The sequence below is a fragment of the Streptomyces sp. PKU-EA00015 genome, from assembly GCF_013387495.1.
Classification (GTDB): Bacteria; Actinomycetota; Actinomycetes; order Streptomycetales; family Streptomycetaceae; genus Streptomyces.
The window spans coordinates 1-26091 of the sequence record NZ_JABZEE010000035.1; the positions used below are offsets into that span (position 1 = coordinate 1).

The 26091-nt window shown below is 69.3% G+C and carries 19 protein-coding genes; 10 read left to right on the forward strand and 9 right to left on the reverse strand.

Features of this window, described 5'->3' with window-relative positions; genetic code table 11:
• Positions 1–180 precede the first annotated feature (180 nt).
• The 3 genes from HW130_RS21540 to thyX form a co-directional block, all read right to left on the reverse strand.
• Complete coding sequence (locus HW130_RS21540) at positions 181–1866, reverse strand: ribonuclease J (protein ID WP_177151303.1); 1686 nt, start codon at positions 1864–1866, stop codon at positions 181–183.
• A gap of 187 nt (positions 1867–2053) precedes the next feature.
• The gene (gene dapA, locus HW130_RS21545) at positions 2054–2953 is read right to left on the reverse strand and encodes a 4-hydroxy-tetrahydrodipicolinate synthase (RefSeq protein ID WP_177151304.1); all 900 of its coding nucleotides are present in this window, start codon (positions 2951–2953) and stop codon (positions 2054–2056) included.
• Positions 2954–3153: 200 nt separating this feature from the next.
• Positions 3154–3894, reverse strand: coding sequence for an FAD-dependent thymidylate synthase (gene thyX, locus HW130_RS21550; protein WP_177151305.1), 741 nt, complete (start codon positions 3892–3894; stop codon positions 3154–3156).
• A gap of 206 nt (positions 3895–4100) precedes the next feature.
• Between thyX and HW130_RS21555 the strand changes: the two genes are divergently transcribed.
• On the forward strand, positions 4101–4337 hold the full coding sequence (locus HW130_RS21555; RefSeq protein WP_177151306.1) for a hypothetical protein: 237 nt from the start codon (positions 4101–4103) through the stop codon (positions 4335–4337).
• A gap of 124 nt (positions 4338–4461) precedes the next feature.
• Positions 4462–5016, forward strand: a complete 555-nt coding sequence (locus tag HW130_RS21560) for a hypothetical protein (RefSeq protein ID WP_177151307.1) — start codon at positions 4462–4464, stop codon at positions 5014–5016.
• Between the two features lie 69 nt (positions 5017–5085).
• Here the strand turns inward: HW130_RS21560 and HW130_RS21565 are convergent, their stop codons facing one another.
• From HW130_RS21565 to eccD, 6 genes are all read right to left on the reverse strand, one after another.
• Positions 5086–5538 carry a tetratricopeptide repeat protein gene (locus tag HW130_RS21565; protein ID WP_177151308.1) on the reverse strand — a complete coding sequence of 151 codons (453 nt, stop codon included), beginning with the start codon at positions 5536–5538 and terminating at the stop codon, positions 5086–5088.
• Positions 5539–5550: 12 nt separating this feature from the next.
• Positions 5551–6303, reverse strand: a complete 753-nt coding sequence (gene dapB, locus HW130_RS21570; RefSeq protein WP_177151309.1) for a 4-hydroxy-tetrahydrodipicolinate reductase — start codon at positions 6301–6303, stop codon at positions 5551–5553.
• A 20-nt stretch (positions 6304–6323) separates the two neighbouring features.
• Complete coding sequence (locus HW130_RS21575) at positions 6324–7703, reverse strand: pitrilysin family protein (protein WP_177151310.1); 1380 nt, start codon at positions 7701–7703, stop codon at positions 6324–6326.
• Positions 7700–9919, reverse strand: coding sequence for a polyribonucleotide nucleotidyltransferase (locus tag HW130_RS21580; protein ID WP_177151311.1), 2220 nt, complete (start codon positions 9917–9919; stop codon positions 7700–7702). Before HW130_RS21580 ends, HW130_RS21575 begins: the two co-directional genes overlap by 4 nt.
• 296 nt (positions 9920–10215) lie before the next feature.
• Entirely contained in the window at positions 10216–10503 is a 288-nt protein-coding gene (gene rpsO / locus HW130_RS21585; RefSeq protein WP_030583699.1) for a 30S ribosomal protein S15, read from the reverse strand.
• Between the two features lie 165 nt (positions 10504–10668).
• The gene (eccD, locus tag HW130_RS21590) at positions 10669–12168 is read right to left on the reverse strand and encodes a type VII secretion integral membrane protein EccD (protein ID WP_177151312.1); all 1500 of its coding nucleotides are present in this window, start codon (positions 12166–12168) and stop codon (positions 10669–10671) included.
• 224 nt (positions 12169–12392) lie between these two features.
• On the opposite strand from eccD, the gene eccCa reads away from it, so the two are divergent.
• From eccCa to HW130_RS21630, 8 genes are all read left to right on the forward strand, one after another.
• The gene (eccCa, locus tag HW130_RS21595) at positions 12393–16364 is read left to right on the forward strand and encodes a type VII secretion protein EccCa (protein ID WP_177151313.1); all 3972 of its coding nucleotides are present in this window, start codon (positions 12393–12395) and stop codon (positions 16362–16364) included.
• Positions 16364–17011, forward strand: a complete 648-nt coding sequence (locus tag HW130_RS21600; RefSeq protein ID WP_177151314.1) for a hypothetical protein — start codon at positions 16364–16366, stop codon at positions 17009–17011. The genes eccCa and HW130_RS21600 overlap by 1 nt, the downstream gene beginning before the upstream one ends.
• A 70-nt stretch (positions 17012–17081) precedes the next feature.
• Positions 17082–17582 (forward strand): hypothetical protein, encoded by a 501-nt coding sequence (locus tag HW130_RS21605; RefSeq protein ID WP_177151315.1) that lies wholly within the window; start codon positions 17082–17084, stop codon positions 17580–17582.
• Between the two features lie 10 nt (positions 17583–17592).
• Positions 17593–19869 carry a DUF6571 family protein gene (locus tag HW130_RS21610; protein ID WP_177151316.1) on the forward strand — a complete coding sequence of 759 codons (2277 nt, stop codon included), beginning with the start codon at positions 17593–17595 and terminating at the stop codon, positions 19867–19869.
• Positions 19866–20483 carry a hypothetical protein gene (locus tag HW130_RS21615; RefSeq protein WP_177151317.1) on the forward strand — a complete coding sequence of 206 codons (618 nt, stop codon included), beginning with the start codon at positions 19866–19868 and terminating at the stop codon, positions 20481–20483. Before HW130_RS21610 ends, HW130_RS21615 begins: the two co-directional genes overlap by 4 nt.
• A 392-nt stretch (positions 20484–20875) precedes the next feature.
• Positions 20876–21799, forward strand: a complete 924-nt coding sequence (locus tag HW130_RS21620) for a serine/threonine protein kinase (RefSeq protein WP_177151318.1) — start codon at positions 20876–20878, stop codon at positions 21797–21799.
• A gap of 5 nt (positions 21800–21804) precedes the next feature.
• Positions 21805–24024 (forward strand): serine/threonine-protein kinase, encoded by a 2220-nt coding sequence (locus HW130_RS21625; protein ID WP_177151319.1) that lies wholly within the window; start codon positions 21805–21807, stop codon positions 24022–24024.
• Positions 24025–24040: 16 nt separating this feature from the next.
• On the forward strand, positions 24041–26083 hold the full coding sequence (locus tag HW130_RS21630) for a PQQ-binding-like beta-propeller repeat protein (RefSeq protein WP_177151320.1): 2043 nt from the start codon (positions 24041–24043) through the stop codon (positions 26081–26083).
• Positions 26084–26091 lie beyond the last annotated feature (8 nt).

The window sequence follows — 26091 nt, forward strand, 5'->3', positions numbered from 1 at the left end:
CTTTCCGGCGGACCCGACTTTATCAGAGATTCTGAGTCGGAATTCCCCGCCCCCTTCGGGCACCGGTATGCGCACATGAGTGTGCGGGGTTCCCGTTCAGGCGGAGATGTAAACGTACTGGAGCGGAGCGCCCCGATGCAAATCGGGGGCCCCGCTCCGGAGTGACGACGTGCGCTGGCGTCAGACCTCGACGACGACGGGCAGGATCATCGGGCGCCGGCGGTAGGTGTCGGACACCCACTTGCCGACCGATCGGCGGACCAGTTGCTGCAGTTGGTGGGGCTCGGCGACGCCGTCGGCGGCCGCCTTGGCGATCGCCTCCTCGATCTTCGGCGCGACGCCGGTGAACACGGAGTCGTCGATGCCGGAGCCCCTCGCGTGGATGTTGGGGCCTCCCACGACCTTGCCCGTCGTGCTGTCGACGACGACGAAGACCGAGATGATGCCCTCTTCGCCGAGGATGCGACGGTCCTTGAGCGCCGGCTCGGTGACGTCGCCGACCGACAGGCCGTCCACGTACACGTACCCGGCCTGGACCTTGCCGACGATCTTGGCCTTGCCGTCGATCAGGTCGACGACCACGCCGTCCTCGGCGATGACGATGCGGTCCTTCGGGACACCCGTGAGCGCGCCCAGCTCGGCGTTGGCGCGCAGATGGCGCCACTCCCCGTGGACGGGCATCAGGTTCTTCGGCTTGCAGATGTTGTAGAAGTACAGCAGCTCGCCGGCCGAGGCGTGGCCCGAGACGTGGACCTTGGCGTTGCCCTTGTGGACCACGTTCGCGCCCCACCGGCTCAGGCCGTTGATCACGCGGTAGACCGCGTTCTCGTTGCCCGGGATGAGGGACGACGCCAGGATCACCGTGTCGCCCTGGACGATGCGGATCTGGTGGTCGCGGTTGGCCATCCGGGACAGAGCCGCCATGGGCTCGCCCTGGGAACCGGTGCAGACGAGGACGACCTCGTGGTCGGGCAGGTCGTCGAGCGTCTTGACGTCCACGACGAGCCCGGCCGGGACGCGCAGGTAGCCCAGGTCCCGGGCGATGCCCATGTTCCGGACCATCGAGCGTCCGACGAAGGCGACCCGGCGTCCGTATTCGTGCGCGGCGTCGAGGATCTGCTGGATGCGGTGGACGTGGCTCGCGAAGCTGGCGACGATGATCCGCTTCTGGGCGTTCGCGAAGACCGTGCGCAGGACGTTCGAGATCTCGCGCTCGGGCGGGACGAAGCCCGGGACCTCGGCGTTCGTCGAGTCCGACAGCAGGAGGTCGATGCCCTCCTCGCTGAGCCGCGCGAAGGCGTGCAGGTCGGTGAGTCGACGGTCCAGCGGCAGCTGGTCCATCTTGAAGTCGCCGGTGTGCACGACCATGCCCGCGGGTGTGCGGATGGCGACGGCCAGGGCGTCGGGGATGGAGTGGTTGACCGCGATGAACTCGCAGTCGAAGGGGCCGATGCGCTCTCGGTTGCCCTCGGCCACCTCGAGCGTGTACGGGCGGATGCGGTGCTCCTGGAGCTTGGCCTCGATGAGGGCGAGGGTCAGCTTGGAGCCGATCAGCGGGATGTCCGGCTTCAGCCGGAGCAGGTACGGGACACCGCCGATGTGGTCCTCGTGGCCGTGCGTGAGCACGATGCCTTCGACGTCGTCGAGACGGTCCCGGATGGTGGTGAAATCCGGAAGGATCAGGTCGATCCCGGGCTGCTCCTCCTCGGGGAAGAGGACGCCGCAGTCGACGATGAGCAGTCGGCCGTCGTACTCGAAGACCGTCATGTTCCGGCCGATCTCGCCGAGGCCGCCGAGGGGCGTGACGCGCAGGCCGCCCTTGGGCAGCTTCGGGGGCGCGCCGAGTTCAGGATGCGGATGACTCAAAAGACTCTCCTCACCATGCACGCCACGCGCCCGCCTGGGCACGTGGCGTACATGACATTCATGCCACTTGCTGGTGTATGTGTGACGGCCGGTCCGATCGGGGTCGTGGCTCACCGATTCCGCGGGTGTGTCGACCTCATCGATCACGTCGGCCGGTTCTGCGTCTATTCAGTTGTGAAGTCTGTACTCAGAGCTGTACCCCGCCGGCGGCCAGGTCGATCTTGAGCTGTGCGGTTTCCTCCGGCGAGAGCTCCACGAGCGGCAGCCGCAGCGGGCCGGCGGGCAGGCCCTGGAGGGCCAGGGCCGCCTTGGTGGTGATCACGCCCTGGGTTCGGAACATGCCGGTGAAGACCGGCAGCAGCTTCTGGTGGATCTCCGTCGCCTTCTCGACGTCGCCGCCGCGGTGGGCGTCGAGGAGGGCGCGCAGCTCCGGAGTGACGACATGGCCGACCACGGAGACGAAGCCGACCGCGCCGACGGACAGGAGCGGCAGGTTGAGCATGTCGTCGCCGGAGTACCAGGCGAGGCCGCTGCGGGCGATGGCCCAGCTGGCGCGGCCGAGGTCCCCCTTGGCGTCCTTGTTGGCGACGATGCGCGGGTGCGCGGCGAGGCGGACGATCGTCTCGGTGTCGATCGGGACGCCGCTGCGGCCGGGGATGTCGTACAGCATGACCGGCAGTTCCGTCGCGTCGGCGATGGCCGAGAAGTGCCGGTACAGCCCCTCCTGGGGAGGCTTGTTGTAGTACGGCGTGACGGCGAGGAGGCCGTGTGCGCCGGCGCGCTCGGCGGCCCGGGCGAGCTCGATGGAGTGGTGGGTGTCGTTCGTCCCGATGCCGGCGACGACGTGGGCACGGTCTCCGACCGCTTCCAGGACGGCCCGTACGAGCTGGTCTTTCTCCGCGTCGCTGGTGGTGGGCGACTCGCCGGTGGTGCCGTTGATGACCAGGCCGTCGTTGCCTGCGTCCACCAGGTGGGCGGCCAGTCGCTGCGCGCCTGCGATGTCGAGTGCGCCGTCCGCCGTGAAAGGCGTGACCATGGCGGTGAGGACCCGCCCGAAGGGGGTCTGCGGAGTGGAGATCGGAGCCATGGGTAACACGCTACTCGCTGCTCAGCGCCGGGTGTCCCCTCGGGGGACGTGACGTACGACGTGGCATGTGGAACCCGGCACTGCCTGCTCGGGGGTTCAAGCAGTGCCGGGTCCGTTTGATCAGCCTAGATGAACTTCTCGAAACGCCGCAATACGGACACTTCGCCAGGCTGACCGCACATCTGTGCCCGCGGCAGCCGTCAGGGGGCCATGCGCCCGTTGGCATTGAAGGCGGCGTACGTGAGCGGCATGAGCTTGGCCCAGTGCTGCTCCATCTTCTCGCCGACCATTTCGATCTCACGCTGCGGGAAGGACGGGACCTTTGCGTCGTGGTGCTGGGTGCGCAGGCCGAGGAAGTGCATGAGCGAGCGGGCATTGCACGTGGCGTACATCGAGGAGTAGAGGCCGACCGGCAGGACCGAACGGGCCACCTCGCGCGCGACGCCCGCGTCGAGCATCTCCTGATACGCCTCGTACGCGTGGAGGTAGGCGTCCGACATGACCCGGCCGGTGAGCTCCTGCTGCGCCTGGGTGCCCTCGACGAACACGTACTTCCCGGGGCGGCCCTCCTGGACGAGCTTGCGCTCCTCGTCCGGGATGTAGAAGACCGGCTCAAGACGGCGGTAGCGGCCGGACTCCTCGTTGTACGACCAGCCGACGCGGTGGCGCATGAACTCGCGGAAGACGAAGATCGGGGCGCTGATGAAGAAGGTCATCGAGTTGTGCTCAAAGGGGCTGCCGTGGCGGTCCCTCATCAGGTAGTTGATGAGGCCCTTGGAGCGCTCGGGGTCCTTCGAGAGCTCGTCGAGGGACTGCTCGCCCGCGGTGGAGACGCGGGCGGCCCACAGCACGTCGGAGTCACCGGCGGTGTGCTTCACCAGCTCGACCGTGACATCGCTGCGGAAGCTGGGCTTGACGTTCTCTGCGGGGGTGTCGCTCACCGGCGGGTCCTTCCAGTTGCATCGCTCGGGCGGCGCCCACTCTACGGCGGACCACCGACAGTCACGGAAACGGCGGGCGGGAGGTGTCGACTGGTCAATTCGGGGAATTCGGGCACCGAACGACCGCGTTGCTCGTCTGTATGAGCAGCGGCTGCACGAGCAGCCGGCACCACCCACAAGCCCACGAGTTTCAAGGAGAGTCCCTGATGTTCCGGCGAGAGGCCGTCCCGTTCTCGTTCGTCGCCGAGGCCGACGCCTTCCGCAGTAACGTCACTCCCCCGCCCCGGGAACGACCGACCAGGTCCGAGCTGCTGGGGCGGGCGATGATCGGACTCACCATCGTCGGCGGTCTCGTCGGTTCCCTGCTGCTCGGGATGCCCGCGCTCGAATCGGACCAGGCGCCCACCCATTCGCAGAAGTCCGAGGCATCGGAAGGACGCTGACCTCCGCATGACCGGTCGGGGGGACGACCACCCCCTTGGCCCCCGGGGGTGGTCGTCCCCCGACCGCCTCGATAGCCTCACCGGGCACAGCCCAACCGAGTGTGCTGGTGAGTGAGGATCTGTCGTGCCCCTGCCCTTCCTGACGGCCGACCGCGCTTTCGACGTGCAAGCGGACGACGTCGCGCTGCCCTTCGACGACCACGACCACGACCGCTGGCGGCGTCCCTACCGCCCGGGTCCGTGGCGGGTGGGGGCCGCGGCGCTCCTGCTGCTGTTCGCCTCGTTCGTGCTCATCGCCGGGATGATCATCGCGTTCGCGGGCGCGCTCTCCGGGGCCGCCGTGTGCATGGTCCTCGGCGCCGCCGTGATCGTCGCCGCGCTGCGACTGCTGCGCATCGGCACGTGGGTGAGCCGGCACGGCATACGGCGCGTGGCGTTCTTCTCGACCACCACGGTCCCCTGGAACCGCACCACCGCGCTGCGGACCGTGCAGCAGCCGGTGCGCTGGCTCGGGATGCCGAGGACCGTGCAGGGGCAGGCGCTGATGCTCGAGCACCGGGGCGGTGCGCAGCTCGCCCTGCTCACCGATCACGACGGCGACTTCCTGTCGCGGCTCGAGGCCTTCGACCGGGCCGCGGACAGCATCGAGGCGTGGGGCGCCGAGTACCGCACCGCCTGACGGCGGCGGGGGCCGGGCGCGCCCAGGGTCTCGGGCCGTCAGCCGCCCGGCCGTCGACGGACGGCGCCGTCAGTCGGTGACGGGCTTGCCGTCGTGCAGGGCGATCGCGCGCTGCATGGCCTTGCGGGCGCGCGGGGTGTCGCGCGCGTCGTGGTACGCGACAGCGAGGCGGAACCAGCAGCGCCAGTCGTCCGGCGAGTCCTCCGTCTCCGCACGTCGCCGGGCGAACACCGCGTCGGCGGAGTCCCTGTCGATACGGCCGCCCGGCGTACGCACCAGCTCGTCGACCGGCAGTCCGCCCTCGGCGTCCAGTTCGGCCGCGAGCTGATTGGCCCTCGTGACGAACTGGGTGTTCTTCCACAGGAACCACAGGCCGATCACCGGCAGGATCAGCACCGCGACACCGAACGTGACGGTGAGCGCGGTGCCCTGCCGGATCAGCATCAGGCCCCGGCTGCCGACCAGGACGAAGTAGACGACCAGGACGGCTGCCGTGACGAAGTACGTGATCTTTGCGCGCATCCGAGGTCCCGGTCAGGCCAGGTCGAGGAAGTTTTCCAGCCCGAAGGTGAGGCCGGGGGCGGACACCACGCGGCGGACGCCGAGCAGGATGCCGGGCATGAAGCTGCTGTGGTGCAGCGAGTCGTGCCGGATGGTCAGCGTCTCGCCCTCGCCGCCGAGCAGCACCTCCTGGTGGGCCAGGAGGCCGCGCAGGCGGACCGCGTGCACCGGGACACCGTCGACATCGGCGCCGCGGGCGCCGTCGAGGGCGGTGACGGTGGCGTCGGGCTGCGGGGCGCAGCCGGCCTCGGCGCGGGCCGCGGCGATCAGCTGGGCGGTGCGGGTGGCGGTGCCGGACGGGGCGTCCGCCTTGTTCGGGTGGTGCAGCTCGACGACCTCGACGGACTCGAAGAAGCGCGCCGCCTGCTCGGCGAACTTCATGGTGAGCACCGCGCCGATGGAGAAGTTGGGTGCGATGAGCACGCCGGTCTCCGGGGAGGCGGCGAGCCAGGTGTTCAGCTGCGCGAGGCGGTCGTCGGTCCATCCGGTGGTGCCGACGACCGCGTGCATGCCGTGGCGTACGCAGAAGTCGAGGTTGCCCATCACGGAGTCCGGGGTGGTCAGTTCGACCACGACCTGCGCGCCGGATTCCACGAGGGTCTCCAGCGTGTCACCGCGGCCGAGGGCCGCGACCAGCTCCATGTCGTCGGCGGCCTCCACGGCTCGTACGGCCTCGGAGCCGATACGGCCCCTGGCACCGAGAACAGCCACGCGCAGCTTGCTCATTGCACTCTTCCTTCAGGGGATTACGAGACCGCTTCGTGCAGGCGGTCCGCCTGCTTGTCCTTGAGCGGACCGATGACCGACAGCGACGGACGCTGCCCCAGGATGTCACCGGCGACCGCCCGCACCTCGTCGGGGGTGACGGCCGATATCCGGGCGAGCATCTCGTCGACCGACATCTGGGAACCCCAGCACAGCTCGCTCTTGCCGATGCGGTTCATGAGCGCGCCCGTGTCCTCAAGGCCGAGGACCGTCGAACCGGCGAGCTGCCCGATGGCGCGGCCGATCTCCTCGTCGGACAGGCCCTCCGCCGCGACCCGGTCGAGTTCGTCCCGGCAGATCTTGAGGACGTCGTGGATCTGGCTCGGCCGGCAGCCCGCGTAGACACCGAACAGTCCCGTGTCGGCGAAGCCCGACGTGTACGAGTACACGCTGTAGGCCAGGCCGCGCTTCTCGCGGACCTCCTGGAAGAGGCGCGAGGACATGCCGCCGCCGAGCGCGGTGTTCAGGACGCCGAGGGCCCAGCGGCGGTCGTCGGTGCGGGCGAGGCCCGGCATGCCGAGGACGACGTGGGCCTGCTCGGTCTTGCGGCCCAGGAGCTCGACCCGGCCGGCGGTGCGCAGGACGCGGCTGCCGTCGCGGGGCGGCGTGGGGACCGCGTCCGTACGGGAGAGGGCGCCGGCCCTCTCGAAGGCGCGGCGGACCTGGCGTACGACCGTGGCGTGGTCGATGTTGCCGGCGGCGGCGACGATCAGATGGGTGGGGTCGTAGTGCTTCTTGTAGAAGCGCCGGATGCGGTCCGCCGTGAGCGCGTTGACGGTGTCGACGGTGCCGAGGACCGGCCGGCCGAGCGGGGAGTCACCGAACATGGTGTGCGCGAACAGGTCGTGCACGCAGTCGCCCGGGTCGTCCTCGGTCATCGCGATCTCTTCGAGGATCGCGCCGCGCTCGATGTCGACGTCCTCTTCGAGGATGAGCGAGCCCGTGAGCATGTCGCACACGACGTCGATGGCGAGCGGCAGATCCGTGTCGAGCACCCGCGCGTAGTAGCAGGTGTACTCCTTGGCCGTGAAGGCGTTCATCTCGCCGCCCACCGCGTCGATTGCGGCGGAGATGTCGAGGGCGGAACGCCGGCTCGTGCCCTTGAACAGGAGGTGCTCGAGGTAGTGGGTGGCGCCGCCGAGTGACGGCGTCTCGTCACGTGAGCCGACGTTCGCCCAGATCCCGAAGGTGGCGGAGCGTACGGACGGCAGCGTCTCGGTGACGACGCGCAGGCCGCCGGGCAGGGTGGTGCGCCGGACCGTGCCGATGCCGTCCTTGCCCTTGAGCAGGGTTTGGGTACGGGCGACGGCCCGCGCCTCCGAGGAGGTGCGGGCCGTCGTCCTGGAACTACGGGACGTCACTTGTCGGTGTCGTCCTTGTTCTCGTCGCCCTCTTCGCCGCCCTCGACCACGGGGATCAGGGAGAGCTTTCCGCGCGAGTCGATCTCGGCGATCTCGACCTGGACCTTCGAGCCCACGGCCACGACGTCCTCGACGTTCTCCACGCGCTTGCCGCCGGCGAGCTTGCGGATCTGCGAGATGTGCAGCAGGCCGTCCTTGCCCGGGAGCAGGGACACGAACGCACCGAAGGTGGTCGTCTTGACGACGGTACCCAGGTAGCGCTCGCCGACCTCCGGCATGGTCGGGTTGGCGATGCCGTTGATCGTGGCGCGGGCGGCCTCGGCGGCCGGGCCGTCGGCGGCACCGATGTAGATGGTGCCGTCGTCCTCGATCGTGATCTCGGCGCCGGTGTCCTCCTGGATCTGGTTGATCATCTTGCCCTTGGGGCCGATGACCTCGCCGATCTTGTCCACGGGGATCTTGACGGTGATGATCCGCGGGGCGTTCGGGGACATCTCGTCCGGGGTGTCGATCGCTTCCATCATCACGTCGAGGATGTGGAGGCGGGCGTCGCGGGCCTGCTTGAGGGCCGCGGCCAGGACGGAGGCCGGGATGCCGTCCAGCTTCGTGTCGAGCTGGAGGGCGGTGACGAACTCCTTGGTGCCGGCGACCTTGAAGTCCATGTCACCGAAGGCGTCCTCCGCACCGAGGATGTCGGTGAGGGTGACGTAGTGGGTCTCGCCGTCGATCTCCTGGGAGATCAGCCCCATGGCGATACCGGCGACGGGGGCCTTCAGCGGCACACCGGCGTTCAGCAGCGACATGGTGGAGGCGCAGACCGAGCCCATGGACGTCGAGCCGTTGGAGCCGAGGGCCTCGGACACCTGACGGATCGCGTACGGGAACTCCTCGCGCGTCGGCAGCACCGGCACGAGAGCGCGCTCGGCGAGCGCGCCGTGGCCGATCTCACGGCGCTTCGGGGAACCGACGCGGCCGGTCTCACCGGTGGAGTACGGCGGGAAGTTGTAGTTGTGCATGTAGCGCTTGCGGGTCACCGGGGAGAGGGTGTCCAGCTGCTGCTCCATGCGGAGCATGTTCAGGGTGGTGACGCCCAGGATCTGGGTCTCGCCACGCTCGAACAGCGCCGAGCCGTGCACGCGCGGGATCGCCTCGACCTCGGCGGCGAGCGTACGGATGTCCGTGACGCCACGGCCGTCGATGCGGACCTTGTCCTTGATGACGCGCTCGCGCACCAGGGCCTTGGTCAGCGAGCGGTACGCGGCGGAGATCTCCTTCTCGCGGCCCTCGAAGGCCGGGAGCAGCTTCTCGGCGGCGACCGCCTTGACGCGGTCCAGCTCGGTCTCGCGCTCCTGCTTGCCGGCGATGGTGAGCGCCTGGGCGAGCTCGTCCTTGACCGCGTCGGACAGAGCGGCGTAGACGTCGTCCTCGTAGTCGAGGAAGACCGGGAACTCGCCCTCGGGCTTGGCAGCCTTGGCGGCGAGGTCCGCCTGCGCCTTGCACAGGACCTTGATGAACGGCTTCGCGGCCTCGAGACCGGCGGCGACGATCTCCTCGGTCGGCGCCTCGGCGCCGCCCTTGACGAGCTCGATCGTCTTCTCGGTGGCCTCGGCCTCGACCATCATGATCGCGACGTCGCCGTCCTCCAGGACGCGGCCGGCGACCACCATGTCGAAGACGGCGTCCTCGAGCTCGGTGTGCGTCGGGAACGCGACCCACTGGCCCTTGATCAGCGCGACACGGGTGCCGCCGATGGGGCCGGAGAAGGGCAGGCCGGCGAGCTGCGTGGAGCAGGATGCGGCGTTGATCGCGATCACGTCGTAGAGGTGATCGGGGTTGAGCGCCATGATCGTCTCGACGATCTGGATCTCGTTGCGCAGGCCCTTCTTGAAGGACGGGCGCAGCGGTCGGTCGATCAGGCGGCAGGTGAGGATCGCGTCCTCGGAGGGCCGGCCCTCCCGGCGGAAGAAGGAGCCGGGGATCTTGCCGGCCGAGTACATCCGCTCCTCGACGTCCACCGTGAGGGGGAAGAAGTCGAGCTGGTCCTTGGGCTTCTTCGAAGCGGTGGTGGCCGACAGCACCATGGTGTCGTCGTCCAGGTACGCCACGGCGGAACCGGCGGCCTGCTTGGCCAGGCGGCCCGTCTCGAAGCGGATGGTGCGGGTGCCGAAGGCGCCGTTGTCGATGACGGCCTCGGCGTAGTGGGTCTCGTTCTCCACTAGCGATTTCTCCTACGTGTCGTCTTTTCGTCCGGCACCCGTGTGGTGGCGGAACGGTGGCGGAGAAGCACGCCTTGGGTGCGGGCCGGTCTTCGATCGAAGCACCCGGTATGTGTCCGGGGGCCACTACCGAGGACCGGCGGCGAGGAGGCGTCTTCTCGCGCTCGATGGGTGTGTCGTTGTGCGACCAGACTAATTGCCGTCCGGTCCGTCGCGCACGTACAGCGCGACGACAGCCGTGCGTACAGCAAAGGGAGCGGCCCCCTGTCGGTGGGAACCGCTCCCTTCACGGCGTCTTACTTGGCGCCGGCCGCACCACGGCGGATGCCGAGCCGGTCGACCAGCGTACGGAAGCGCTGGATGTCCTTCTTGGCCAGGTACTGCAGCAGACGGCGGCGCTGGCCGACGAGGATCAGCAGACCACGACGGGAGTGGTGGTCGTGCTTGTGCGTCTTGAGGTGCTCGGTCAGGTCCGAGATGCGGCGGGAGAGCATCGCGACCTGGACCTCGGGGGAACCGGTGTCGCCCTCCTTGGTGCCGAACTCGGCGATGATCTGCTTCTTCGTAGCGGCGTCGAGAGACACTCGGTACTCCTCTGGGTGTTCGATGCGCCCACGAGTGCCCCTGGTCTTGGTCTCAGGGGAGCTTCCGTGACTCGGAGGCGAAGGTCCGATGAGCGCTGCTCCAGAGCCCTGGGGGGCTCCGGCGATCGCGTACACAAACGGCCGTTACACAGGGTACCAGGGTGTTCAGGACGTCAGCGCCCGGATCGAGTGGTAGACGTCGAAGACGGCCAGGCACAGCGGCATGAGCGTGAGCAGCACAAACGTCTCGGCGACCTCCAGGAAGCGGCCCCAGAACGGCGTGACGCCCTTGCGCGGCACGATCAGGCCGATGGCCGTGATCAGCGCGGCGACTCCGGCAATCGCGGCGGCGAGCCAGATCGTACGGATGTCGAGGCCGGTGCCGTCCCCGCGCAGGGCGTCCTGGAAGAGGCCGGTGGGCGGGTTGAGGCACAGCCCGAGCCCGAGCAGCACCAGGGCGCCGAGACCCGCCGCGAGCGCGCAGCCGACCTGCGCCGTGTAGCGGAAGAGGTGTGCGCGCATGAGCATGGCGACTCCGGTCGCCAGCGCGAGCAGCTGTCCCCAGACGTTGTCGGAGAATCCGAGCACCGCGGCGGCGCCGACGGCGACCAGGGCGCAGCCGCCGACCAGGCCGACGAGCAGCTCGTGACCCCGGCGGGCTCGTGCCGCGATCCGCTCGCCGTCGACCGGCCCCTGGGGCTCGGGGTCGGTGCCGTAACCGCCGACGGACGTCCGCGGCGGCTCGAAGCCGACGGGCAGGCGGGCGAACCGGGTGGACAGCCCCGGCAGGAAGGCGAGGGCGCCGACGGCGAGGGGTGAGCAGACCGCCGCCGTCTCGACCGGCTTCAGTGAGGTCGCAATGGCGACGAACGTGACCAGGAGACCGACGGTCGCGGCGAAGACGAACGCGACGAAGGGGCCGTCCCCGGCCGGCGCGACGATCGTGAGGATCACGGCGCAGACGAGGACGGCGGCGCAGGCGAGAAGGAACTGCAGCTTGCCGATCCCCTCCCCCTGGGCGAGCGGCAGCAGCCCGGCGCCGCCCACGGCCGCGTTCGCCATTGCACCGACTCCGAGCGCCACCGAGGAGCCCCGGTCGTCGTACACCCTGGCGCGCACGGCCGCGAGCGCCAGCAGCAGCACTCCGGCGACGGCGGCGAGGATGCCGGGCAGGCCGTGCATGTCGTGCCGCGGGTCGGCGGACCACAGGGCGAAGGCCAGCAGCACCAGCAGGACGGAACCGCCGAACAGGCCCGCGCCCCGCATCAGGGCGTCGCTCCACAGCGTGCGGTCCCGGGCGACGGCGGAGGCCACGGCGTCGGACACGTCGTCGAAGACCGCCGGCGGCAGCGATTCGGCGAACGGCCGCAGCGACAGCAGTTCGCCGTCGAGGATGCGCTGGGCGGCGAGGGAACGCCCGCCGTCCAGGACCGTGCCGTCGCGGCGCACCAGGTGGTACCCGACCGGGGCCCCCTGCGCGGGCGTCTGACCCGACAGACGGAGGATCTCCGGGTACAGGTCGGCGACGGCGATGTCCTCGGGCAGGGCGACGTCGACACGACCGTCCGGTGCCACGACCGTGACCCGGCAGAAGCCGGTGCTGCCGTTGGACACAGTCGCGGGAGCCGTCTGACCGGCTCCGGTGGCCGTGGCTGGGGCCGACATACTCACCTGCTGCTTCCCCTCGTGGTGATCCTGGCTGGCAAGCCTGACATTGCGCTCCGAATGACCCTTTTTTTGCGGTAGTTCATGAGCGCGCAAACACGTCGCGCCACCCTACCGCCCACCCGTGAGTCCCCACGCAAGTAGGATCCCTCCCCGCGGATGGAACCCGTCGCCACGGGGGCGCCGATAGGAACATTTCCGTCCGGCAAGGGAATTGGTGAGCTGTGAGTCAGATCGTCGTCAAGCGCCCACCACGGGCCCTGCCGTCCGAAGTGCCCGGAGAGCAGGTGCAGCTGCAACCACCGCCCGAGCTGCCCCGGGGGCAGCAGGAGGGCGCTCTGATGCAGCTCTTGCCCATGCTCGGTATGGGCGGTTCGGTCGTCTTCTTCTTCATGACCCCCAACCCGATCATGCGGATCATGGGCATGGTGATGATCGCGTCGACGGTCGGGATGGGTATCGCCATGCTCGTCCGCTACCGGCGCGGCACCCAGGGCCAGCTGGCCGATCTGCGACGGGACTACCTCAAGTACCTGACGCAGACCCGGCGCGCGGTCCTCAGGACGGCCAGACTCCAGCGCGACGCCCAGTTCTATCTGCACCCGTCCCCGGAACAGCTGTGGGCGCTGGTCGCCGAGGGCAGCCGGGTCTGGGAACGCCGCGTCGCCGACGACGACTTCGCGCAGGTACGCATCGGGCTGGGCAGCCAACAGCTCGCAACCGCCCTCATCGCCCCCGAAACCGCCCCGGTCGACGAGCTGGAACCGCTCACCGCGGGTGCGATGCAGCAGTTCCTCAACGCGCACAGCACGCTCGACGGCCTGCCCATGGCGGTGTCCCTGCGGGCCTTCTACCACTTGACGGTCAGCGGTGACCCGGACTCCGTCCGCTCGGCCGCGCGAGCCATGGTCGGCTCCCTCGCCGCGCTCCACTCCCCGGAGGACCTGGTCATCGCCGTGGCCACCGGTTCCGCTGCCGCGCAGCACTGGGAGTGGGCTAAGTGGCTGCCGCACGTCCAGGCCCCCGGCCCGGGCGACGGTGCGGGTTCGCGGCGCCTGATCACCACGGACTCACGCGACCTGCAGAACATGCTCGCCACCAGGCTGGAGGGACGCCCCCGCTTCCAGGGCGGCAACCACCCCCTCCTTGACCAGCCGCACCTCGTGGTCGTCCTCGACGGCCAGTCGGTCCCCCAGGCCTCGGCGCTGGCCGCCCCCGAGGGCCTTCAGGGCGTGACCATCATCGAGGTCGTACCCGGCGAGATGACCGGAGCGCGCGGCGGTCTGTCCGTCGTCGTCCACCCGGATTCTCTCCAGCTGGAGTCCGGCCACGGCCTCGTGTACGACGGAATCCCCGACTTCCTGGGCCTGGAGGCGGCAGAGGCCCTCGCCCGCCAACTGGCCCCGCTGCGCGTCGCATCCGGCGGCGACGACGACGAACCGCTGCTCGCCAACCTGGAGTTCACCGACCTGCTGAACCTCGGCGACGCTGCTTCGGTCGACGTCAGCCGGACCTGGCGGCCGCGGTCGCAGTCCGAGCGGCTGCGCGTGCCTATCGGCGTCGGCGAGGACGGCAGCCCGGTCATGCTGGACCTCAAGGAGGCGGCGCAGGAAGGCATGGGCCCGCACGGTCTGTGCGTCGGCGCCACCGGTTCGGGCAAGTCGGAGCTGCTGCGCACGCTGGTGCTCGGCCTGGCCGTCACCCACTCCTCGGAGACCCTGAACTTCGTCCTCGCGGACTTCAAGGGTGGTGCGACCTTCGCGGGCATGTCCCAGATGCCGCACGTGGCCGCTGTCATCACCAACCTCGCGGACGACCTCACTCTCGTCGACCGCATGGGCGACTCCATCCGCGGCGAGCTCAACCGCCGCCAGGAGATGCTCCGCGACGCGGGCAACTACGCGAACATCCACGACTACGAGAAGGCGCGTGCGGCCGGTGCGCCGCTGCAGCCGATCCCGTCGCTCGTCCTCGTGATCGACGAGTTCAGCGAGCTGCTGACGGCCAAGCCCGACTTCATCGAGATGTTCGTGCAGATCGGCCGTATCGGCCGGTCGCTGGGGGTCCATCTGCTGCTGGCCTCGCAGCGCCTCGAGGAGGGGCGTCTTCGGGGCCTGGAGACGTATCTGTCGTACCGGGTGGGTCTGCGCACCTTCTCCGCCGCGGAGTCCCGCGCCGCGATCGGAGTTCCCGACGCCTACCACCTGCCGAACGTGCCCGGTTCCGGATACCTCAAGTACGGCACGGACGAGATGGTGCGCTTCAAGGCGGCCTACGTGTCCGGTGTGTACCGCACGAATCAGCAGGCCATGCTGCCCGGCGGCCCGCTGCCGGTCGACCGGCGCCCGGTCGCGTTCACGGCCGCGCCCGTCCCGGTGCGCTACGTCGAACCCGCGGCCCAGGCCCAGGTCCCCGAGGCCCGCGCACCCGAGGACGACGCTCTGGCGGACTCCGTCCTCGATGTGATCGTCAGGCGCCTGGAAGGCCGTGGCGCCGAGGCCCACCAGGTGTGGCTGCCGCCGCTGGACAACCCGCCCGCGCTGGACGAACTGCTGCCCGGCCTCGCCGGGGTGGAGGGCCGCGGCCTGACCCAGCCCGGCTACGAGGGGGCCGGCCGGCTGGTCGTGCCCCTTGGGCTCGTGGACAAGCCGTACGAGCAGCGCCGCGACCCGCTCTACAAGGACTTCTCCGGAGCCGCGGGCCACATGCAGATCATCGGCGGTCCGCAGTCCGGCAAGTCGACCCTGCTGCGGACGCTCATCTCCGCGTTCGCGCTGACCCACACACCGCAGGAAGTCCAGTTCTACGGGCTCGACTTCGGTGGTGGCGGCATGTCGTCGATCCAGAGCCTGCCGCACGTCGGCGGTGTGGCCTCGCGTCTCGACCCCGAGCGGGTGCGGCGCACGGTGGCCGAGGTCTACGGCATCCTGTCCCGTCGTGAGGAGTACTTCCGCAGCGCAGGCATCGACTCCATCGCCACGTACCGCAGGCTCCGGGCCCGCGGCGAGATCTCGGCCACGGACCAGCCGTGGGGCGACGTCTTCCTGGTGATCGACGGCTGGGGCAACTTCCGCAGCGACTACGAGGGGCTGGAGTCCGCGGTGGTGGACATCGCCGCGCGCGGACTCGGCTACGGCATCCACGTGATCCTGACGGCGTCGCGCTCGATGGAGGTGCGCTCCAACCTCAAGGATCAGCTGATGAACCGGCTGGAGCTGAGGCTGGGCGACACGATGGACTCCGAGGTGGACCGCAAGGCCGCCGCGAACGTCCCCGCCGGCGTGCCCGGCCGCGGTCTGACCCCGGAGGGCATGCACTTCATGGCCGCCGTGCCCCGCATCGACGGCATCAGCTCCGACAGCGACCTGTCGGAGGCCACGGCCGCGATGGCGCAGGAGGTCACCCGGCACTGGACGGCGGCCCCGGCCCCGGCCGTACGCCTCCTCCCTCGCGAGCTGCAGGCCCAGAGCCTCCCGGCGGGTTACGCCGAACCGCAGCGCGGCGTGGCGTTCGCCATCGACGAGAACGCGCTGGAGCCGGTCTTCGTCAACTTCGACCGCGATCCGTTCTTCCTGGTCTTCGGTGAGAGCGAGTCCGGCAAGTCGAACCTGCTGCGGCTGCTGATCAAGCAGCTGACGGAGCGTTACGACGGCGACTCCGCCAAGTTCTTCGTCATCGACAACCGCCGCGCGCTGCTGGACGTCACGCCGGCCACTCACCTGGCCGAGTACGTCCCGATGTCGAACAACATGGACCACCATGTCGACGCGCTGGCCGACCTGATGCAGCGCCGCACACCCAACGCGGAGGTCACCGCGCAGCAACTGCGGGACCGCAGCTGGTGGCGCGGCCCCTGCGTGTACGTGGTCGTCGACGACTACGACCTCGTGTCGACGTCGAGCGGCAACCCGCTGGCGAAGCTGACGGAACTCCTGCCGTTCGCACGGGACGTCGGCGTCCGCTTCATCATCGCCCGCAACGCGGCGGGTGCGAGCCGGGCGGCGTACGAGGCGTTCATGCAGCGGATGATGGAGCTGGGCGCGCAGGGTGTACTGCTCTCCGGCGACCCGACGGAAGGCGACGTGCTCGGTGGCGTGCGCATGCGCCCCATGCCGGCGGGTCGCGGCATCTTCGTGTCGCGGCAGCGGGGGAACCCGCTGGTGCAGACGGGTCTGATGCCGTCGGAGCTGTCCTGATGATCGGGGCAGCGGTCTTCGCCGGGGTGTTCGCGGTGGCGTTCGTCGCCTTCGGCCTGTTCGTCGACCCCCGCAAGCTGTGGTGGCGCTTCCGGGCGCCGCACTTCGACAACCCGGAACCGCACGAGCCGTCGGCGGCGTCGTTCATGTGGCGCCGGGTGGCGCTGGTGGCGCTGGGGCTGTTCCTGGGGTGGCAGGTGATCAGCATGCTGCGGCTGGCGGGTGTCTTCGAGACGGGGCCGGATCACGCGGAGGTCCTGGATCGCGTGGAGAACGCGGCGCTGAACCTGGAGACGGAGGACGGCCAAGGGCGCCACAAGTGGCCCGGTGGCGAGGGCTCGTGGGGCGGGTTCATCGACCCGCGGCTCAAGGGACCGGAACGTGAGGACCCGGTCGCGACGCTGGTGAAGGAGAACGAGGACTCCGGCGGCGACTGGGACTCGGAGGCGAGCAGGGAGGGCCTGTCCGGGTCGGAGGCCGATACGGAGCCGGACCCAAAGGACCCGTTCGTCGAGCGCTACGAGATCGACGGGATCTGCCTGACGGTGCACGCGGTACCGCTGCCCGGGCAGTCCGAGAGGGATGCGGCGATCGACAACCTGATGTACGGCATCACCACCGACGTCGTGGACAGCCCCTGCACGTAGGCACGGCGCATCACATAGGTTGATGCGGAATTGAAGCGTCCATCGTTGTACGGGGGAAGGAGCCCTGCGGATGGCTTGGGACGAGTGGGAGCAATTGAAGGCGTCGGCGGCCGAGAAGCAGTCGGCGCAGATGCAGCTGAACGGACTGCCGCCCGAGGACAGACCCAATGCGGGCAGCCCGCAGGGCGATCTCCAGGTGCATCAGAAAGACCTGGCGAAGATCGGTGACCATGCCTTCAAGCTGTACAACCGGCTGTGGCAGGAAGCCCGGGTCACGAGTACGGACGGAGCCGGCACCGATCTGGACTCGCAGGGGTTCGCACTGGGCAAAGCACTGCAGCACGTGTCGACCCGGTGGGACAAGCAGCTCGGGTCCGTGATGGACGCCTGCGCGCTGATCTCGAACCACATGGACTTCACCAAGAACGCGCACGCCGGCGACGAGATCTTCATCGAGCGGCATGTGAGCAGCATCCACACGCTCGACGCCGGGTTCGACGAGGACTGGGCGAAGAAGGGCGAGAAGAACCCGGTGTACGGCGAGAAGGACAAGAAGAAGGACGAGGGCTGAGGGCCATCTGATGGATTTCGACGCTCTGCACTCGGCCAACTTCAAGCTGCTCGACGACACAGTCAGCGACTGGACGAGCATGCTCACCAAACTCGAGACGCTGAAGAAGGACGCCGAGGACGGCCTGCACGGTCAGGCCAAGAAGGCCAACTGGGCCGGCTACAACGCCACCGTCTCCCGTGAGTTCATAGGAAAGACCGCCGGTGAGTTCGGCGACGCCGTCACCCAGGCGACGTCCATCCGCAACATCATGCGCGACACCCGCGACGAGCTGAAGACCCAGCAGCGCCTGCTCAAGGAGGCCATCGACCGCGGTCGGGGCAAGAACCTGACGGTGACCGCGAACGGCGGCGGCTTCACCGTTCGGGAGAACCCGGACAAGAAAGCCCCCGGCGGGCAGGCGGACCTCGATGCCCTGCGCGACGAGCTCCAGGGGATCCTGAACAAGGCGACCGAGATAGACAGCACCGCCTCGACGTCGCTCAAGGCGCTGGTGGATCTCACGGACTACGGCTTCTCGGACGCCAACTACAACAACCGCGACGAGGCGGCCAACGCCGTCAAGGAAGCCGAGCGGCTCGCGGCCCTGGCCAAGAAGAAGCCGGAGGACATGACACCGGCGGACTTCGACGCACTGAAGTCGGGCTTGGAGAAGTACTCGGGCGACGAGATCTTCTCCGAGCACTTCGCCACGACGCTCGGACCGCAGGGGACGCTCAACTTCTGGGCGGGCCTCAACGATCCTCATGCCGCGTACAAGGTCGGCCGCGAGCGCGTCGACCAGTACGACGACCTCCAGAAGGCCCTGAGCCTCACCCTCGCCACGGCCACCCAGGCGGACTCGCCCGAGATGTCCCGGTGGAAGTACGAGATGGTCAATCTCGGTGACCAGCCGATCTCCAAGAACAGCACCACCATGGGCTTCCAGGTCATGAGCAACCTCATGCGCTGGGGCGACTATGACGACCGCTTCCTGAACGACTACGGAAGCAAGCTGATCGAGACCGAGAAGAAGATGACCGACAACGGTCGTCACATGCCGAGGGGCTGGCAGCACATGGGCATGGACCCGCTGCTCAATCGCACGGGCACCGACTCCGGTTCCGACCCCATGACCGGCTTCCTCAAGGCACTGTCGAACAGCCCGGACGCTGCCACCGAATTCTTCAACGGGGACTTCGTCACCAAGGACGAGGACCACGACTTCGAGGAGGACGCCGACGGCAACGGCAAGAACGAGAAGAGGGAGCTGAGCAACTTCGACTACCTCTTCGAGGAGCGGGACTGGCCCGAGGAGAGGGACGACAAGGGCGAGGACAGCATCGAGGGCCGGAACAACCTGGCGATGGCACTGGAGGCCGCGACCACCGGCCATCCCGCGGGCGAAATGCCGACCGAGGACACACCGCCGCACAACCCGGACCAGGCCAGGCTCATGTCGGACCTCGTCGCGTCGATCTCGGAGGACCCGAAGCGGCTCACGGACCACGCGCACATGTCCGACAGCGTGGGGCAGATCACCTCCGAGTATCTGCCGGACATCAACCGCGCGCTCGCGGACGATCCGCACGGGAACACCGACAAGCTCTTCCCCCTGGCGGGCACCCAGGCCCAACTCGAACACAAGGACGTGACGGCTCTTCTGGTCACCGTGGGGCAGAGCCCAGACGGGCACGCGGCCGTCGAAGTGGGTCAGAAGGCGTACATGGCCGGTCTCATGGACTACCACCTCAATCCGGATCTGCCGGCGGACCAGCGCTATCCTCACTCCCCCGAGGAGACGATCCAGGCCATCTCCCGGCGTTCCGGCGAAGTCAGCGGATCACTCGCCATCGGCATGCAGGAAGCCGTTCTGGGGCCGGCCTCGAAGGAGGCGAAGGAGTTCTCGGACTCGGTCGCGCAGCAGAAGAACGCGTGGTCCGGAGCCATCGGAACCGGCATCGGCGTCGGCGTGAGCTTCATCGCCACGCCGGTGGGCGGAGCAATCGCCGGCGGAGTCGCGGGTACAGTCAGCGGGATGGTCCTCGAGCACATCTTCCAGCAGTCCGAGACCGACGTGTTGACGGAGGCCAGCCAGGATGCGGGCGAGCTGTGGGAGAAGAACAGGGATCTGAGCGCGGAGCATTCCCAGATGGCAGCCATCAACGCGGCCAAGGTTCACGGGCTTCCCTATCAGGACCAGGTGGCGGACTGGGCTCTGGAGGGGCGCGACGACGGCTTCAACGACGCGGCCACCAACGCCCAGCGCATGGCCGACCATCTCACCACGGAGGTTCCCGCCGCATGACACCTGCTCGCACGCGCCCTGAACCCGGGCAGGCTGCGGCGCTGTCGCCGACTCCGGTGCCGGGGCGGCGGGGTGCACGACGGCAGCTTGCCGCCGTTGCGGTGGCTGCCCTCGCCCTGGTGCTCACCGCCTGCTCGCAACCGGAGGAGAAGCGGTCCTTCGCCGTGCCGTCGGACCTCTGCGGCATTACCGTGCCCAGCGCCGTAGTGGGCCCGGTCCTGCCCAAGAGCGGCAAGACGGTGAAGACGCATGCACCGTCGCGCGAGGTGGGCAAGACCCACTGCAAGGTCGATGTCGACGGCACGACGGTGTTCAGTGCCATCTCCGAGTGGCGGGCGGACCCCTCCGTGAGGGATGCGGCGCATATCAACCCGTACATCGACCTCGACGAGCACACCAGCGAGGACGCGACCTACATGTGGTCCGGCAAGGGGGGCGTGCGTCGCATCCCCTGCCCGGTGGCTGCCAAGGACCATCCCGACCGGAACCAACTGTTCGTCAGAGTTCTCGTCTACAACAAGGAGTTCTCGGACGCCGACGCGGCCAAGGAGCTGTTGCTCGCCTACGCCAAGTCCGTCGCCGAGTCGGAGGCCTGCACGGGGGCCGGGTCATGAGACCGGGCCGCACCCCACGCGCCTGAGCAAGGCAGGGCCCCGGGGAGCCGCCCAGGCGGTTGCCCGGGGTCCTTCGCTCCAGAGGGACGGGGCCGCGCGACTGACCCTGGGCAGTCGCACGGCAACCTCCGCCCGGCGGTCGAGCGACCTGGACAACGCACGCTCGCCCGGATCGTGCTCACGTCCCGCGCCCGGAACCGTCCCGAACGCCTGAACAGGTGCCGTCAGGTTGGCGCCAGGGGCAGAGGGGGTTCTTCGAATGGACACACATCGGCGGGCGGTGACGCGACTGCGTCTCATGGGACTTGCTGCGAGCACGCGGGCCGGTCCACGCCGCTGCGCGGTCCCCGGTAGGCTCCTGTGGCTGATCAGCTTCAGAGGGGGATTCGCAGATGGAACGAGGGCGCACGGAACGGCCCTCCGGCAACGGCCCACGCCGTATCGGCCCGTACCAGCTGATCACCCGGCTCGACCCGACCGGCCCCGGCTTCCCACCCGCGCCGGAGCAGCGGTTCGTCGCGCGCAGCGCGGACGGTGACCGCACGGTCCTGGTCAGTGCGCCGCTCGACGGCATCGACCCCGGGCGGTTCCTGGTGGAGGCGCAGGCGGCGCATGGGTTCGTCGGGCCGTGGGTGCTGCCCGTTGTCGAGGTGTCGCCGACTCCCGACGTGGCCTGGTACGCGACGCCCTATCTCCCCGTGCTTCCGTTGCCCGTTGTGCTCGCCGTGCACGGCGGGCCGTTGCCGGAGAACACCGTACGAGCCCTGGGTACGGCTCTCGCCGACACCCTCGCGGCCGCGCACGCGGCGGGCGTCACCCACGCGGGCCTCTCCCCCGCCGCGGTGCTGCTCGCGTGGGACGGGCCGCGTCTGACCTGCTTCGGCTCCGTGCGGGCGGCCTCCCCCGACGGCGAGCCGCGCGGCGGCCGCCCCGGGCTGGAGCCGGGCAGCCTCGCCCCGGAGGCGGCGGCCGGCGGACGGCCCCGGCCGCCGGGTGACATCCACGGACTCGGCGCGGTCCTCGCGTACGCCGCCACCGGCCACACGGTCCCGGACCGCGCCGAACTGCCCGATTCCCTGCGCCCCTTGATCTCCCGCTGCCTGTCCCGCGACGCAGCTGCCCGCCCGACAGCGTCCGAACTGCTGCTCGCCCTCCCGCCGGCTTCGTCCGCGCCGTCGGCGACAGTGCTGGACTCGGCGGCGTCGCTGCTGTCCCCCGGCTGGCTGCCCGGGCGTGTGGTCGCAGCACTCGCTCGCCAGTCGGCCCAGCTGCTCGCGGCCGAGATCCGCCTCAATCCGACCGCCTCCAGGACCTGATGACGATGCTTGCGCCTCTGACCCACGACGACCCGGGCGAGATCGGCGGCCACCGGCTCCTCGCCCGCCTCGGCCACGGCGGCATGGGCACCGTCTACCTCGCGCGCACCGCCGGCGGACGCACAGTCGCCCTCAAGACCATGCACGCCCGGATCGCGAGCGACCCGGCCGCGCGTACCCGCTTCCACCTCGAGACCGACGCAGCCCGCATCATCGGCGACCACCACGGCGCCACCGTCGTCGACGCCGACCCGGCCGCCGAAACCCCCTGGCTCGCCACGGAGTACGTCCTCGGCCCGCCCCTGGACGACGCGGTCGCTCTGTGCGGCCCGCTGCCCGAGGCGTCCGTTCGGGCTTTGGGCGCGGCCCTCGCCGGAGCTCTCGCCCAGCTCCACGCCTCCGACGTCGTGCACCGCGACCTGAAGCCCTCCAACGTCATGATCACGGCCCACGGCCCCAAGATCATCGACTTCGGCATCGCCCGTGCCGCCGGCGACGACCGCCTCACCCGTACGGGCACGGCGGCGGGCACGCCCGCCTTCATGTCCCCGGAGCAGGCCACGGGCCAGGAACACACGCCCGCGGGCGACGTGTTCGCCCTCGCCGGCGTCCTGGTCTTCGCGGCCACGGGCCACGGCCCGTTCGGCACGGGCCAGGCGGCCGACCTGCTGTACCGCGTCCGCTACGCCGACCCCGATCTGACAGGAGTCCCTGCCGGCCTGAGCCCGGTCCTGGCCCGCTGCCTGTCCAAGGACCCTGGTCAACGCCCCACCACCCTGCAGCTCGCAGCCGAATTGCACGACGGCCGCGGCGAATTCGCGGATCACCTGCCGACGCCGCTGCTCACGGACATCGCCCGCCGCGCAACGGAGGTCTGGCTGCACCAGCCGCACCGGCTGCCGCCGCCTACGGAGGGCCCTTACGCGGCCCCGTCCACGGCCCGCCCGGGCATGTCCCGGCGCAAGCTGCTGTCGGTGGCCGGCGGTTCGCTGGTGGCGGTGGGCGCGGCGGGCACGGGGGCGTGGGTGTGGGCCGGGAGGAGGGCGACGGACGAGGACACGTCTTCACTCCCCGCCGACGACGGAGTCCGTCCCCTGTGGCGCGCCGATGCCGGCGACACTGGGACACAGCCGTTCCTGATGGCCATGGGCGATACAGTCGCCACCTGGCGGAACGGGCAGGTTGTCGGCCTGGACGCGAAAAGCGGCAAACACCGCTGGTCGTTCCGAGTGTTTCCGGGTCCGAACTACATGACGACCGACGGCAGGGTGACCTACGGCTTCCTCCCGGAGCAAGGGGGGACAGACAAGCTCTCGGTCCACGCCTTCACCCCGGGCACCGGAGTGGCGCAGCGCCGCATAGCCCTGATCCCCGGGTTCGCGGGCACCTACGGGGACGCAGAAGTACTCCTCGCGACAGCGGGTTTGCTCTTCATCGCGGCGCGGAAGGTTGTGCCCGGCCACGACAAATCTGATGAGCAGGCCGATGACTGGCACCTGCTGGCGGTGGACATCCGTACCGGCGAGAAGCGGTGGCAGAAGACCATGTCGCAGTTCTATCCGGGCGATGCGTCGACGGCCGTCAGCATGAAGGTCACCGGAAGCCGCCTGATTCTCTGTCGCAGACACACCGCCAGTGAGAGGGATGACGATTTCGGCCCGTATTTCTCCGTCACTGCCGGCGACATCCGCACGGGGGAGATCCTCTGGAGCTGGGACATCCCCCGACAGGACAACGACGATTCATACATCATGCCGGGCAGCCTCGCCCTGGACGAGCAGCATGCCTACGTCGCCAGCGGCCATGTCTGGGCACTGCGGCTCTCCGACGGTGAGGTCGCCTGGAAGTTCGGCGACAAACGCAACTACGGCGGCATTCCACAAGAAGCACGCCGCTACGGAACACCGGCCGTCCGGGACGGCGTCGTATACGCGGCCGAGGGGAACCGCGGCATCGTGGCCCTGGACGCTTCGACAGGAAGCCTCCTCTGGGAGGAATCAGAGGACCTGACGGAGGACGTGGCCCCTGTCCTCGATCCGCCACCGGTCATCGGCAGGAAATTCGTCTACACCAAGGTCAACACCGGCATCAGCGCCGTCGACATGCGAACCCACAAGTCCGCGTGGACCTACCGGACTTCCGCTTCGCTCTTCGCTGCACATGAGACAGCCGAGCGGCTCATCTGCGTCGACGGCAACTCCATCAACGCCTTGCCTTTCGAGTGAAGAGAGCAATCTCGCGATGAACCCCCTCAGCGCCGGCGATCCGCTGCGCCTCGGCCCGTACCGGCTTCTCGGCACCCTGGGTGCGGGCGGAATGGGAAAGGTCTACTTCGGGCGGGACAACGCGGGCCGCACCGCGGCGGTCAAAGTCCTGCACCCCGAGCTCTCCCACGACCTGCATCTGGCTCAACGCTTCGTACGGGAGGCCGTCACCGCGCAGGCCGTGACGAGCAACGGCGTGGCAAGGGTCCTCGGCGCGCAGTTGGAGGGCGGCCGTCCCTGGATCGCCGCGGAGTTCCTGGCGGGCCCGACACTCGAAGAGGCGATCGCCGCGTACGGGCCGCTGGACGAGGCCGGACTGCGCGTCCTCGCGACGGCTCTCGCCCGCACGCTGCAGGACATTCACGCGGCAGGTCTCGTCCACCGCGACCTCAAACCGTCCAACGTCGTACTGACCTCGGCCGGTCCGCGTGTCATCGACTTCGGCATCGCCCGTCCCGAGCACGGACTGACCCTGACCACGACCGGCCAGATCCCGGTCACACCCGGATACGGCGCGCCGGAGCAGGTGCTCGGACAGCGTGTCGGGCCGGCGGCCGACGTCTTCTCTTTGGGCGCACTGCTGGCCTACGCGGCGAGCGGAATCCGTGCCTACGACGGTCCGCATGTGGCAGGCGTGCAGTACCAGGTCGTCCACGGCGATCCGGACCTACGGCACGTCCCCGACGGAATCCGGGCCCTGCTGCTCCCCTGCCTGGCTAAGGACCCGGCCCATCGTCCACTGCCCGCGCAGATGGTGCAGGCCTTCGCACCTCCTCGGCGAGCGGACAGAATCTGGCGCACGGGCCCTCTGGCCGAGGAGATCCGGCGGCGTGAGGAAAGCGCCGCATCCCTTGCCTCGACCCTTGCACGAACCGACGGCGCCGCGCCTACGCGTCGGCGCCTGCTCGTCTCCCTGGCCGGTGGAGGTACAGCGCTCGGCGTCGCCGGCGCAGGTGCCTGGTGGTTCCTACGCGATCCCGCGCCTCCGAAGAAGCCGGTCATCCCGGCGGCCGCGGAACGGCCCGTGGCCGCCGTGCTCAAACGCGATGAGGAGCTGACCCCTCTGTGGGGGCCCGTGACCGGAGCAGACTCCAGGACACCGGCCCCTCTCCCGGTCCGGGACGTCGTGGTCTTCGGCTCGACCGACGGCGGACTCGCCGCCCACCGGGTGACCGACGGAAAGCAGAAGTGGACGGCGCCTGAGGCGTTGGCATCCGCCGGTTTTCTCACGGCGGCCGACCGTCTCGTCCTGGCAGCGGATGCTGAAGGATCCCTATCTGCGTTCATCGCCTCGACAGGCGAACAAGTGTGGTCGGTCCCCGTCTCTGTCGGCAATCTTCTGGCCTCGGACGGCCGCGCCGTGTACGTGATGACCGAGGAAGGGCAGTTGCAGGCAGTCGTCGCCACGACCGGCAAGGTGCTCTGGTCAGTGCCCACGCCTGTGCGGACATCCAGAGCCGAGCCTCCCGCGGCGGCGGCCGCAAAGGGCCGGCTGGTCCTGTTCCCATCGGACGGCAATGTGATCGCTCTGGATACGGCCACCGGCAAGGCCGTCTGGGATCTCGACGACCAGGGAACGTCAGCGGTCACACCCGCCGTGATCGGGGACAAGGTGTTCCTTGGCGGCAAGACGCTCACCTCCCGGTTGCTCGCCGACGGAAAGGAGTTGTGGAGCGTTCCTGCCGAATCCAGGGAGTGGGGGCCTCCAGCCGTCCGAGGCAACGAGATGTACGCCGTCGACTACGACCTCCACCGCCTCCGAACGGACGACGGCAAGGAGGAGTGGAATCTCTACATGGGAGGCAGACACGACGCCGCGTTGCCACCCGTAGTCCAGGGGGGCACTGTGTGGATCGCCGAGTCCGGCGACGACGGTCTGATCGCCGCCAACACCCGCTCCGGTGAAGAGGTCTTCGAATACTCGAAGATGGGCTTCGGTCCGTACGTGTATTCCGGAGACGGCAACCGCGTCTTCGTCGCGCATGCCGGCTCGGTCTCCGCCCTACCGGTCAGGCCCTGATCACCGAA